This window comes from Vibrio sp. Vb2880, from assembly GCF_033337975.1.
Taxonomy (GTDB): domain Bacteria; phylum Pseudomonadota; class Gammaproteobacteria; order Enterobacterales; family Vibrionaceae; genus Vibrio; species Vibrio alginolyticus.
This window is the reverse complement of record NZ_JAWORT010000005.1, coordinates 245,192-257,417: the sequence shown is the minus strand read 5'-3', so window position 1 is coordinate 257,417 and position 12,226 is coordinate 245,192. Positions and strand designations below refer to the sequence as shown.

The following is a 12,226-nucleotide window of genomic DNA, read 5'->3' as shown; positions in this document are numbered from 1 at the left end:
GTTTTTTCACTCTGCTCTTCAATACAAAATCAGTCAATAGTTATTTAAGAAATGAGGTGGCAGCCCACAACGCAATACTTTTCTATATTTAGGATTCGTATAACTTTTAGTATGGAAAACATATGCCTTCAAAGTTTAAAAGAGTATTTGCACCAAATGATTTTGGGGCACTTCTGTGCTACGAAGTGCCAACTGTAAAGGTTCTGGACAGAAATCATTTACGGGAATTTGAATATTAACAAGCAATGAATTTATTAAAAGCATGGAAAGTAGATCGTGTTTGATAACACAGCTCAAAGTCCACTAGAGCTCTAGTTCAACAACATTGCTTAAGTGTGTCTATACACAAATGCAACTCGAAACTAACCAAACTCGCAAACATTGTGACACAGGCATATCAGAGGTTTTGCCAGTGCCCTTTTCCCAGAGGTGATTACTTAGCTAGCTACTGTTCCACAAACGTTTGCCAATAACACATATCTGCCCCCCCAAATTTCATCATTAAAGTCATAAAGTGGATTGTGAAGTGCCGCTCTACCGCATTAATCGACGCCATTAACAACTATGTTATAGCAGCTTTTTACCTCACGTTGCATTAAGGGGACCTCTTCACTATCAACGGACAACGCATATAGAGTACATACATCTTAATTGAAGTACCCCCAACCCAAAGTATTATGATTTAAAACTAATACCAAAATTTAACTCCAGTTTTGGTATTCCACACTTTTCGTGTCGTATATTTGAGCGCCAATACTAAAAGCAACGCTGGATTTAGTACATGTACTCAAAATGTGCATAAACTTTTGTTGTATTCCTGTACCTACTCAACAACATTATTGCCACCTTTAGCTGTCGCCAATGCTACCTTCTAGTTAAGTTCAGGAGAGTTGTTTCCACGTCTTTCAGTTATAATATGTTTCAATGATTCTAAAAGCCTGTCAAAACAGGTCAATAACTGAAAACCATGTTCGAAGATTAGGGCGACTTCTGTTAAGCCTTGTGCTTAAGCTAATTAAAACAAAGTTGAATTCTGGAGTTTGAGGTGATAATGGAACAAATATCAACCTAAACCTAAACCTAAACCTAAACCTAAACCTAAACCCAAAAACTTTACGACAGAACATTAATTTTAGAAAGTTCTATAACACGATCTGCTCGTTCGATAGTTTGCTTTCGATGTGCTATTACGACCTTAGTAACTCCAAGTTGAGCTAAGTTATTATTGACCGAAATTTCATTGTTTTCATCTAAATGACTTGAGGATTCATCTAAACATAATAACTTTGGTGATTTATACAATGCTCTGGCTAAAAACAAACGTTGCAACTGCCCGCCGGAAAACGCGCTCCCCATGTCCCCTACTAAAGAGTGATATCCCATTGGCATTAAGTCTATATCATCCGAAATACAAGCCATTTTGCAGCAATCGAGCATCTTTTTTTCATCAAGGCTAGAATCAAACATCGTAATATTTTCTGCAATCGTACCGGATAACAAGCTATCATTTTGCATCACAGAACCAATACAGGATCGATACTCACTCAAGTTAAAAGCAGTGATATCAATGCCATCAAGAAAGATCTTCCCTTGAGTAGGCTTTAGTAACCCTAATAAAAGCTTCATCAAGGTGGTTTTGCCACATCCAGAAGGCCCTGTAATTGCGATACATTCACCAGGTTTTACATCGAAAGACACTGACTTTAAAACCCACTCTGTATTATCTGCATAGCGAAAGGCAAGGTTTTCCACTGTCAAGTGCCCTTGAATTTGTGTAGGTAAGACAGCTTTTGCATCGGTACTTTCTCGATTTTCTAGTGCTATATCGGAGAGCCGTTCAAGATGGAGCCCAAGTAATTTAAAGGAGATTACGTTATCAATGAATGCGAACATACTTGAAGTAAACTGTCCTTTGTAAGCAATAAATGCTAGAAGCATTCCAACTGTCAACTCGTTCTCCATTGTTGCTAATGCACCAAAGTACACAACCAATATTGATTCAAGTCCAGATAGTAGGTTGACCAACACTCCTTCAGAGATACGTAGCTTACCCAATCGAATGTCAGTATTGATAACTTCCGCGTATCGGTTGAGCCAATTGTTTTGCCTCACCGACTCATGGCTAAATAATTTTATAGTTTGAATCGCCCTAATAGACTCAAGAAAATTAGAATCTTCCTTCGCACTAGCAACAATCGACTCTTCTGTAACTTGACGGCAAGGATAGTAAAAAAAAACCTGAATAATAAACGATGTAAATACAAACCCTAAAACTAAGGTCGCTAACATAGGGTGATATAAATACATCATGATAATAACGACTATAGCCATGACACCATCAATAAATGTCTCGACTAAACCTGTCGTAAACAACTCTCGAATAGAATTGAGGGAACTAAAGCGTGAAACAACATCGCCGACATGACGTTTTTCAAAATATAACAAAGGTAAACGTATCATATGCTGAAATAGATTTGCACCCATTTGAATGTTAAGGGCACTACTGAGGCGAATTACGATCCAGCTCCGAAACGCACTGATTAGAATTTGGACTAGATTGAGTAATGCAAACCCAGAAGCAAGTACAAATAGCAGAGGTTTATCGTTACTGAGTAAAACATTATCTATCACCCATTGCATGTAATAGGGGGAAATCAATGCCGAAAATTGTAATAGCAATGAAAGTATCAATAACGTACCTAAAGTTCGTTTAAGGCCTGTCACCTTTTCCCACAACTGATTGATACGAATTGTTTTACTAGTATCATTTTTCTCAAACTTGGCGGTAGGAGTGAGTTCCAACGCTATACCCGTAAATGATTGACTAAACTGTGCGAGAGTGAGTTTACGTCGACCAAAAGCAGGGTCATTGATATAAACGTGCCTTGACGAGACTTTCGTAAGTACTACAAAATGATCAAGATTCCAATGTAGAACACATGGTAATGCAAGGTGTGAGATATCTTCGGCTTCACATTTGACTCCGCGGCCCGCGAGATGTAGTTGATCTGCTATGTGAATTACTTGCTTGAGATTCATTCCTTGTAATCCAAGCTTCATGTGACTACGCAGAGAGCTAACGTTTACTTTATGACCGTAGAACGATGAAATCATGGCCAAGCATGCTAAACCACACTCTGATACCTCTGACTGTAATATGATAGGTACACGCTTAAGACCTGAGAAAGAAAGTAGATCTAGGGATTGAGTTGTGATCTTGTCAGATATATTTGAGACTTCCATTAACCTAATTGCCCTTTAAGCGCGTAAATGGGGTCTAGGAGCCATTCTAGCAATGTTCTCTTCTCTAGTATAATGTCTGCATCAGCTATCATACCTACCTTAAGTGGAAATTCTTTTCCATAGGCGGTAACTGACTGCTGATTTATCTTTGCTCTAACACGGTACACTGCTTCATTAATTTTAACCGGTAGCACTTTGTCTGTTGGCAAGATCAATGCTTTATCCATATTCACAACCGCCCCCGTTATCAAACCAAATTTTTGGTAAGGAAAAGCATCAAATCGAACTTGTACTATATCTCCATTCTGAACAAAACCTGCAGAACGTGTCGGAAGTAGTAATTCAATTTCCAACGATGAATTCTCAGGAATGATGCTAAGAATGGGAGATTGGTTATTTATACGCATGCCTAACGATGGATGAATTGCAGTTACCACTCCTGATTCTGGTGCCATTTTTACAAATTCATATTGGTTTTCTAACTCGTATTGCCTTGTCTCCAATTCGGAAATTTGTCTTTCTAATAGAGCTTTCTTTATTAACATCTTTTCTGGCAAGCTTTCTAATTCAGACTCCAATTTAGATAAATCAACCATAGTTATTGCTATTTCTCTCTCAAAACGATCATTCGTTTCCTTAGTTTCGAGATATTCTTCTTGAAACATAGAAAGCTGTGTATCAGAAATATACCTTTTTTTAAATAGTTTTAAGTTTTTTAAGTATTGTTCTTCTTTAATAGTCAGGCGTCTTTTATTCGTGGCTCTTGCTTTTTTCACAGAAGACAAACTCTGATTTAATTGTACAATCTGTCGCTCAATCCGTAACCGTTCATTTCCAAAAATTTTCTCTCTTGTCTTAAGCTCTACCCGAAGTGTTGATATCTGCTTACCAATTTCTTTACTCAATGCATCAGATAGTTCCATACCAGTTGCTAAACTTTGACTATTTCTGACCTTGATTAATGGTTGCCCAGCGGTCACGTATTCGGCCTCTTGAACATATAGTTCATCTACAACACCTTCTCTATCCGAGAACACTTTAACTAACCCTTTCTCTGGAATTAAGTACCCTTTAACTTTCTCTTTACGTGAGTACTCAGAATGTGTGAGAAACATTACGACCAAAATAAATATCAAGAATATCATTAAAGAAGAAGTATAAATTGATATAGGCTGAACAATTATTATATTCCCAGTAATTCTGGTTCGCTTAGATTTAACAACCTCATCCCTAAACAGCATTGATTCCATTCCAAAATTATAGAATTTAGATATATCTATAGTATGCCCTAATCATATAAATGGAATAGTGAATAATTCACAAAACATGTGCCAAATGTCACATATCATGAATTTATGTAATAATTATGTTGAAATCATTCACTTTGAGAGCGTATAAGTCATACAGCGGCGCAATATTTCATTAACAAAACTGGTTTTATTGTGTTGTTTGCAAAAGCACCGGCTTTTTAAGGTCACGCTAATATAAGTTAAATTGACAAGGATATAAATAATGAAGAAAGTGACTTGCTCTAAAGTTCAAACTTTAAGTGAAGAAGATTTAAATCAAGTTGTAGGCGGCTTTGACCCCAGAAATCCAAATGATTATACAAATGCAATAAATGAGATTGTAGGTAGTGCGTTAGGCGGTGGTCAGTATGGTGGTTCTGGTACAAATGCAGCAAACATTAAGAAAGGTAACGATATGGGTCAAAGCACTCCAATTAAAACCGGAGGCTGTAATACCCGAGCCAGTGGCAGAGGTCGAGGTTCAAGTAGCAGTTCGAGTAGCGGTTCTGGCCTAAATGTAATTCGCGTTTTCGCTGCTAAAGCATCTTAGAAACTTAAAACTAATAGCCAAACTTAAATATAACTGTACCATAACTTTCCATATTTTTACCAAATAAGGTTGTTTTTGTTAATTATATAGTTGATTTAGTTCTTTATATGAAAATGTTTCTCATTTCAAAAGTTACAAATCAAGTTTGGCTTATTCTATAGATTTTTAGGCTTTGGCTTATACTGTTTGGTATTGAGACTAAAAATTTTTTGGTTGACTGTACGGATTAATTATTAGTTAACAAATAGCTAATTAGATTTATCTACGTCAAAGTAATTAAACTTTAATAACTTTTAATATGAAAAAAAAATCACTCTTCTTTTTGGGATTTTTTGCGTTATTGTTCTTCTTGTCGTGGTTATTGTTTTCTAACGCAAATACTTCTAGAGAGAATGAACTAGTAGTGCATAAATGTAGTAAAAATGATACATTAACCACCACTTTAAAGTTTTTCGTCGAGCGCTCAATTGATATGAGTGAAGACGAGATTTTACTCCAGATTTCCGAATTAGTGGCCACCTCCAATCAAGTTTTGCAACGTTCATGTATACCTATTGAACGTCTCTTGACTAGTGTTACTTTTGTTGATAATGCTTTCACTCCGCACAGTGCGAAAGAATTTTCACTTTTATACGATCGCCTAATAAACAATTTGTCTGACCAAGAAAAGCAAGAGCATCTAGGGTCATTAACTGACTTTATAGTTGTTGTCGTTAAGACTCTACCATCAGAATATAAAGGTTACACTTATCCTGGAGACGTTGCTCGAATGGCTGCTATTACACTAAATGGTAACCAATATGTTCTTGAACATGAACTAGGCCACCTTGCAATGGCAGGTCATGAGAAAGGCGGACTCCAATGGTTTCAGTCAGCACAATCCCAAGCGCACGCTTACCATTGCGGACCTTACCGTACAGTAATGAATGAGAACCTAAAAGATGGTTTTGTGATTGGTTTGTATTCGAACCCTGATATTAGTATTGGTGGTCAGCAATGTGGAGTGCAAAACGAAGCTAACAATAGTGAGGTGCTCAGGCAATGGGTTACTTTTACTCAAGAGAAGCAAAAATTGCTAGAGAAAGTACGAGGATAATTAATTGGTCGACTTATTTAAACGAGCGGTCTGCACGTTCGATAAATTTATAGATGAAGAGAACTATGATCTAATCAATGAGATTATCTGCAAAGAAAACATAAGAACGAGAGAACTTTCTAGCTTAAATATGTATGAAGTGCCAAATTCGTGTCATTTTATCTGGCTTGGTAACCTTAACCTAAATAGCTTGGATTACTTAAATATCTGGCAAAAAAAAACTTCATCTTTGACACTTTGGATAGACAGTCAAACACAATACTCTTCTTTGAGAAATGAATTATTGACCTTAATTTGCAATAAAAATGGCTGTAATCTTATAAAATCACAAAATATTTTATATCAATTTGCAACAAAAAATGGGATTTCAAGCTTAGATAAAACATTAGAGTCATACTCTCAAATTTATTTCCCAGAATTAGTATTCAAACTTCAATTAGAGAAAGATAAATATAGTCATAATTTATCAATTTTGGAAAGTAAGTTTGAAGTCAAAGATATACGTGGAGATTTTGAAGCTATTTTTTTTGATGATGATTTCAAAAAGTTCTACTTGTATGAAACGATCTTAAGGGGTAATTTCGCAGCTGCAAGCGATATATTAAGAATATTGATCCTTAAGTTGTATGGTGGTGTTTATATTGATGTGGATACACTTCCTAAATTGGAATACAACTCCACATTACTTCAACATACAAGCCAACTGACCCCTTCTCTTTTAAATTTAGTTGATGTTGTACTTAGTCACACCGCCGCATCTCAGTTGCTAGGTAGCAATCCTAAGAATGAACCTGAGTTAGATGGTTGTATTGAGCTGCTCAATGCGCATCACCCGAAGGTCTTATCTGAGTTAGAACAAGTCATCTCTAAGGGGCTGCATTTTTCAATGTTTAAATATCCTGTTGTACACCGGCACCTTTTATCGATATCAGCTTCTAAGAACAGTTTGGGTGAATTTAATAATAATCTCATAGCTGCTCATCCAAACTCAAAAGCGCTGGGGATAGTATTAAGAGAAATGAAAAAACGCTATCGACACTGTGAAACTCACGGCTACATATTTGAGGCGTTATCTAATACTAGGATGAATGACGATGATTATTACCGAAGACTCCAGCACTATCGTTATGATGGACTTAAAAAAGGAGTTGATGAAGAAGTAACCCTTATACTAACTGGACCATCACTATTGTTAGAAGTCATGATTGGATGTGCTTATCAATTGTGCAAACTAGACAACGAAGCAAGCCCCAGTGCTATCTCCTATGCTTTTAAACTTAGACAGTTTGGTCTTTCTTATTCAGAGCAAACTATGTTCACCCTCAAACACATAAACTCTTCTTGGATGAATAAATGAGATTATTACTAATTTTGATATTTAGCTTCTCCAGTTATACGTATGCTAACGAAAAGTCCATTTTAGGCAGTTGGAAATGCATCAAAGACGGACCCGCCGCAGCCACTATTGATAAGACCATCTACAGTCAAGAATCCTTTCAAAGTGATATATTCACACTACTATTAAAAGTCCCCGGTGGAGAGGTTTTACGATACAAGACAGCAGTAAAAGGGCAATGGAAATTGTTAGATAATACTGTGCATCACCAAATCCAAGAGTTCCAAATTACAGCGCTCAATGAACTAGCATCTTCTTATGTCAAAGTACTTAGAAAAAAGGCAGATAATATCACTGGATACAGCTCAAAAATTCACAGTGTTGGTCCTCGCTTTATGAGTTTTTGGGTCTCCTCACAAAGTCTTAGCTACTGTTTTAAAATATAATGTGCTTTATTGCGTGGTTTAGTTTCAAAGCCAAGCGAATTTTTTGCGAAATTCAACTTGAGATTGAACACTAACAAAATTGTCTGCATTTTAAACGATATACTGAGTTTCGAGTATGCCTATTCCTGTTAGTTTGTTGAGTTATTTTATCATGGCGTATGTCTCCGAAAATTTCGAAGCGTTAGTGAAGCGCATATGTAGGAGAGGAATAAAGTTTCATACTACTTCCTACTACAAAGTCTGACTCACGCTACAACTGAGTGATAAAGTATCAAACTGGTTGTCTTGAGCATCCACAGATTGAGCGGTCCCATTCAAACACGTTTCTGGACAGAAGCTTGTTGAACTTTCTGCTCTATTTTGGCTGGCGGTGATTAGGAGAAGTATGGATAGATCCATAAATATAGTTTTTTAAGATATCAAAAATCCGCCAAGATGCGCGGTCACTTGACAGTCATTCAATTTATGAGCGCTAAAATACTGAGCAGACGAAATGTTGCTGAAATGAGATTTCCAAATAAGTCGAACTGCCCTGTGGGAGTTAACTGCTCTTGTATGCTTTACGTTTGTTTGAATCACAAAGCCTTTCTGCTACCCAAACGACTAAGTAAATAACTGAAAGGCGTCTCCGACGGTAGCTATATTACCTTCAAAACAAAAGGAAGATCTTAAACATCTCCTCCCGTGCTCTACTGAATAGCTTTTGCATGTGGATCTGTCGTTAATTTTTTACCTTTCAGCAAGCGAAGCTCGTGTAAAAAAGACCCTGCACATTTATGTACTTTCGCCTTTTCGAGACTCATACAAACAAACCGTCAAAAGAACTACTGCCTTTTATTCGGCAGTGCTCGTTTTGTGTGCCTCAATACATATGGTTTCAAGGATAACTTATCAATAGTTGCTATTTACCAGCTCAAGACGACAGCATCCAAAATAGCTTTAATTCCGCTTAGTTACTACACCAAGATCAAACGCCCATGGGCTAATAGCGCGCACCGAACCAGGAATGATCACACTAGTGATCTCGTTATCAGTAAATGCCTCTTCACCAATGACAGTCACCGAATCTGGAAAGGTTATGCTAGTAAGCTTGTTTCCATCAAATGCCCTCCTCCCAATGGTAAGTACTGAGTCAGGTAGAGTTAATCTGGTGAGCTCATTATGGCTAAGTGCCAGCTCCCGAATGGTAGTCAACGTGTTTGGAAGGGTTACGTTAGTGAGCTTATTTCCATAAAGTGCCCCCTTCCCAAGAGTAGTCACGGAGTCAGGAACAACGATATCTCTTCTTGCTCCACCGTAGGAAACAACGACCTTTTTGTTCTCATTTCCATCATCATTACGAGCAAAAATAAAGCCATCTGATGGTATATTGTTTAATGTGGATAACACGTTACCATTGAACCCTCCAGCACCGATGGTGGATAACGAATCTGGGAGAGCTACGCTAGTGAGCTTGTTATTATGAAAAGCCCACGCTCCAACAGTGACCACCGAATCTGGGAGGATTACACTATTAAGTTTATTGAACATAAACGCCTCATCACCAATGATGGTTGTTGAATCTGAGAGGGTAACGCTAGTAAGCTGGTTGTAACCAAACGCCATCTCACCAATCATAGTAATCGAATCTGGGAGGGTCACACTATTAAGTTGGTTAAAACTAAACACATTGTCCCCAATGGTATTCAACGAACCTGAGAGTATAACGCTGGTAAGCTTGTTATCACTAAACGCCCCTTTGCCAATGGCTACCACGGAATCTGGAATGGTCAGGTTGGTGAGCTCATTGTCCTTAAATGCCTCATCTTCAATTGTGGTAACCGAATCCGGTATGGTTACATTAGTGATGTTGGTGACCAACAAACGCGCCTTCACCAATAATGGTCACCGAGCTTGAAATTATGACATCGGTCTCTCTACCGGTATACTCTACAAGTATTGATTTGTTCTGCGAGCCATCTAATTTTTTAGCATAGACTAACCCTTCCGTTGCATGCTCACAGCCTGTTAGAAGGGCTAGACTAAGCAAGATGCCAAAGATTTGGCCAGTTAGCCTATTGAGTTTTATTCTTGATAATGACATTGCTACTCTCGGGTTTATAATTAGACCGTTATCGGTCTTTCTCTGCAAGAGCATAAAATGTTCACAGAAATTTAGCTCTACTCAGAGATAAAAGGATGATAACAATACTTTTAATGGATTATCACTCCCAAAAAGATGCTTAGATAGTTTCTCTAACAAAAGAGGCACTTTGACAAGCCAAACAAGCATATAAAACGCTTAAATCGTGTTGAATTTCATTCTATCGGATAACTTTTTGCAGGGTATTTGATCTAATGAGTATAGGGGCAACAGTTTCCTGTAATAAAGAAAACTGTTGCCTATTTGATCATCCATATTCAAGATGAATATTCATAAGAAGACTAGAGATGGGCAATTTCTGCGGCTATCAAAGTCGAGCTAAAAGTCGCGGAAGCGAACAAAGGCTCAGACCAAGCGGAAGTTACGCTCCTAACCCAATTCAATATTATAGGGATGTTTGCACGCAAGCGCCTGAAGGGGCGTAACAGCTGGTAAAACTAATGTATTTCAAGCGATGAGATTGGTTTTAGATTAATCATTATCTACTCCAGTCTGGCTGGAGTAGTTCATGTCAAAAATCGCCTTCGAATAAGTCAAATTAACTTAAATTCAACGCATAGAATCCATCAGACATTCACAGATATATTATCTCAAAGGAATAAGAAAATGCGCTATATTCGTCTAATTATAATCGCATTGAGTGTAGCGATTTTTTCTGTCCAAGCTTTTGACGGAGCTAGGTTTGATCACAAAGATTGGTATTTGGCTTGTGACAATACTGGCACTTGCCGAGCAGCGGGGTACGCGCAAGCTGGTCTTGGCTATGGTATGGCAATGATGTTTAGACGTGAAGCTGGACCTGCAACCCAGATCACGGCAAAGCTTTTTCTGCAGCTACATGATGAGCAGGCGTTGCCAGCAAGTGTGACTTTGTTGATTGACAACCAAGACCTCGGCCCAATCTACACGGATAAAACGAGTCAGCTGAGCGCCATGCAAGTACAGGCATTATTGGCGGTGGTTACTACTAACGCGGTAATTGAAGTAGGCGCTGGCAAGCAGCGCTGGCGCATTTCGAACAATGGCGCCAGCGCTGTGTTTCGCAAAATGGATGAGTATCAAGGGCGTAGCAACACACCATTTGCTGTGGTTGCCAAAGGTAAACAATCTGAGAACGAAGTACCACCCGCTAAAGTACCACCAAGTTTGACTGTGCAAGCACCGCTATCAAACGCTGTTACCCTTGAAATCGGTTCGTCAACTTATAATGAGGTGTTACAGTTGCTGACCACCAATGTGCCAGCATCTGAGTTGGATTTCGAACTCCAGAGCGCATCACTTGAAACTGCAGAGCTGGGTCAGGGTAAACGCTTTATTGGTGCTTGTTGGCTTATGGCTTACAACGCGCTTTGCAACCATTGGTTAGCGGATAAAAATGGCCCCAATCAGTTGGTTGCATTGGAAAGTGATGGTTTTTATATAGATGGTATGGCGCGCCAAGACCGCAAGGGACGAGGATATGGCGATTGCTGGGAAAGTCAGGCATGGGTGTTTGATGGGCAATCTATGGTACCCACTTTAATATCCAGCACGGGTCCATGCCGAGGTATTGCCGGCGGTATTGACCCTATGCCGACCTACATCACTGATGTAACTTTTCCTTCTAAGCAATAATTTTGTAAATGAGGTGAGTTTAAATGTCGATCTTGGTGGCGGCTTGCTAAGTTGTTCGCATCAATAAGCGGTGGAGTATAAAAAAGGATTACTTTCAGTAGGGCAAGTACATGCGGCCTCTGTTTTATAGAGTTAAGATTCTAAGCGATTTGGGGGCACTTTTGCGTTAGAAGTTGCCCACGGTAAAATTTCTGGACAAAAGCGTTTTAGTTCACATGCTCCGCCTGACGTTACTTAATTTTGGCCTATAAAAAATTTTTATTCATTGCAAATGAATGAGCAATGACAATCATTCAGTTTTCCCTTAAAGCCAATCACACCAATATCTAGATCACTGATTTCTTAGCTTGCCACTGCTAGCGTGTGTGTTTCTTGATGTAAAACAGGAAATAACACACATGGCACTACCCACGCTCACCGAGGATAAAGGCAAAGCTTGACTCTTCAAGGTCATTACCTAAATACCAGAGCTAAATGCTTGTCTAATGAGGTTATTCTTGGATAGTGGA

9 protein-coding genes and 2 pseudogenes are annotated in these 12,226 nt (G+C 38.5%); 6 read left to right on the top strand and 5 right to left on the bottom strand.

Annotated elements, in window-relative coordinates:
* Positions 1 to 1,113: 1,113 nt before the first annotated feature.
* Together R7M92_RS08150 and R7M92_RS08145 are read right to left on the bottom strand one after the other, a co-directional pair.
* Positions 1,114 to 3,243, bottom strand: a complete 2,130-nt coding sequence (locus R7M92_RS08150) for a peptidase domain-containing ABC transporter (protein WP_225474199.1) — start codon at positions 3,241 to 3,243, stop codon at positions 1,114 to 1,116.
* The gene (locus R7M92_RS08145; protein ID WP_318133095.1) at positions 3,243 to 4,493 is read right to left on the bottom strand and encodes an HlyD family efflux transporter periplasmic adaptor subunit; all 1,251 of its coding nucleotides are present in this window, start codon (positions 4,491 to 4,493) and stop codon (positions 3,243 to 3,245) included. Before R7M92_RS08145 ends, R7M92_RS08150 begins: the two co-directional genes overlap by 1 nt.
* A gap of 262 nt (positions 4,494 to 4,755) precedes the next feature.
* On the opposite strand from R7M92_RS08145, the gene R7M92_RS08140 reads away from it, so the two are divergent.
* The 4 genes from R7M92_RS08140 to R7M92_RS08125 all read left to right on the top strand — a co-directional run bounded on the left by R7M92_RS08140 (position 4,756) and on the right by R7M92_RS08125 (position 7,960).
* Entirely contained in the window at positions 4,756 to 5,082 is a 327-nt protein-coding gene (locus R7M92_RS08140) for a hypothetical protein (protein WP_171346316.1), read from the top strand.
* Positions 5,083 to 5,380: 298 nt separating this feature from the next.
* Positions 5,381 to 6,178 carry a hypothetical protein gene (locus R7M92_RS08135; RefSeq protein ID WP_171346317.1) on the top strand — a complete coding sequence of 266 codons (798 nt, stop codon included), beginning with the start codon at positions 5,381 to 5,383 and terminating at the stop codon, positions 6,176 to 6,178.
* Between the two features lie 4 nt (positions 6,179 to 6,182).
* Complete coding sequence (locus tag R7M92_RS08130; RefSeq protein WP_318133093.1) at positions 6,183 to 7,535, top strand: TcdA/TcdB catalytic glycosyltransferase domain-containing protein; 1,353 nt, start codon at positions 6,183 to 6,185, stop codon at positions 7,533 to 7,535.
* A complete protein-coding gene (locus R7M92_RS08125) occupies positions 7,532 to 7,960 on the top strand; it encodes a hypothetical protein (RefSeq protein ID WP_318133090.1) in 429 nt (142 codons plus the stop codon). Before R7M92_RS08130 ends, R7M92_RS08125 begins: the two co-directional genes overlap by 4 nt.
* 458 nt (positions 7,961 to 8,418) lie before the next feature.
* Here R7M92_RS08125 and R7M92_RS08120 read toward each other — a convergent pair.
* The 3 genes and pseudogenes from R7M92_RS08120 to R7M92_RS08105 all read right to left on the bottom strand — a co-directional run.
* Positions 8,419 to 8,733: pseudogene (locus R7M92_RS08120) on the bottom strand (thiamine biosynthesis protein ThiJ); the annotation flags it as partial.
* 166 nt (positions 8,734 to 8,899) lie between these two features.
* Entirely contained in the window at positions 8,900 to 9,820 is a 921-nt protein-coding gene (locus R7M92_RS08110) for a leucine-rich repeat domain-containing protein (RefSeq protein WP_318133088.1), read from the bottom strand.
* Positions 9,801 to 10,043 (bottom strand): hypothetical protein, encoded by a 243-nt coding sequence (locus tag R7M92_RS08105; protein ID WP_318133086.1) that lies wholly within the window; start codon positions 10,041 to 10,043, stop codon positions 9,801 to 9,803. The genes R7M92_RS08110 and R7M92_RS08105 overlap by 20 nt, the downstream gene beginning before the upstream one ends.
* A gap of 351 nt (positions 10,044 to 10,394) precedes the next feature.
* Between R7M92_RS08105 and R7M92_RS25080 the strand changes: the two are divergent.
* Together R7M92_RS25080 and R7M92_RS08100 are read left to right on the top strand one after the other, a co-directional pair.
* A pseudogene (locus R7M92_RS25080) lies at positions 10,395 to 10,529 on the top strand (chromosome partitioning protein ParB); the annotation flags it as partial.
* A 180-nt stretch (positions 10,530 to 10,709) separates the two neighbouring features.
* A complete protein-coding gene (locus R7M92_RS08100) occupies positions 10,710 to 11,717 on the top strand; it encodes a DUF1176 domain-containing protein (protein WP_318133084.1) in 1,008 nt (335 codons plus the stop codon).
* Positions 11,718 to 12,226 lie beyond the last annotated feature (509 nt).